Genomic DNA, 921 nt, shown 5'->3' on the forward strand with positions numbered 1-921 from the left:
TTGGCGATGTCGGCGAACTCCTTGGTGGAGCCGATGGCCTGGTTGTTCAGGTGAGTGATCACGTCACCCGGCTGCAGACCGATCAAGGCCGCAGGACCATCCTGCACTTCCTTGATCACCACACCACCTTTAAGGTCGTAGGTTTTCTTCTGCTCGGCGGTCAGCTCGCCTACCGAAACACCAAGGCGATTGCTGGTGCTTTCAGTGCCCGACTTCGGCAGCGCGTCCAGCGCCTTGTCTTCGTCCGGAATCGCACCCACCGTCAGCTCGACGTTCTTGCGCTTGCCTTCACGAATCACTTCAAGATTGGCTTTCGCGCCCGCCTTCAGTGCGCCGACCAGATGCGGCAGGTCAGCGGACATGACAATCGGCTGGCCGTTCATGCTCAGAATCACGTCGCCGACTTGCAGACCGCCCTTGGCCGCCGGACCGTCATCCTGGATCTGTGCCACCAGCGCACCGGCCGGCTTTTCCAGACCGAACGACTCGGCCAGATCCTTGTTCACTTCCTGAATGACCACACCAAGCCAACCGCGGCTGACCTTGCCACCGCTCTTCAACTGGTTGGACACATCCATCGCCACGTCGATCGGAATGGCGAACGACACGCCCATGAAGCCACCGGAACGGGTGTAGATCTGCGAGTTGATCCCGACCACTTCACCATTCAGGTTGAACAGCGGACCACCGGAGTTACCCGGGTTGATCGGCACGTCGGTCTGGATGAACGGCACGTAGTTTTCGTTCGGCAGGCTACGGCCCACGGCGCTGACGATGCCTTGGGTCACGGTGTGGTCGAAGCCGAACGGCGAACCGATGGCAACGACCCACTGGCCGGCTTTCAGGTCCTGGGATTTGCCAAGCTTCAGCACTGGCAGATCCTTGCCTTCGATTTTCAGCAGCGCCACGTCGGAACGTGGG

Annotated in this window: 1 protein-coding gene; it reads right to left on the bottom strand. The window is 60.4% G+C overall.

Annotated elements, in window-relative coordinates:
- Positions 1-921 (bottom strand): PDZ domain-containing protein (locus DBR24_RS10025; protein WP_128614647.1); only part of this gene is annotated, 921 nt, incomplete at both ends.

This window comes from Pseudomonas sp. HMWF006 (assembly GCF_003061205.1).
Classification (GTDB): domain Bacteria; phylum Pseudomonadota; class Gammaproteobacteria; order Pseudomonadales; family Pseudomonadaceae; genus Aquipseudomonas; species Aquipseudomonas monsensis.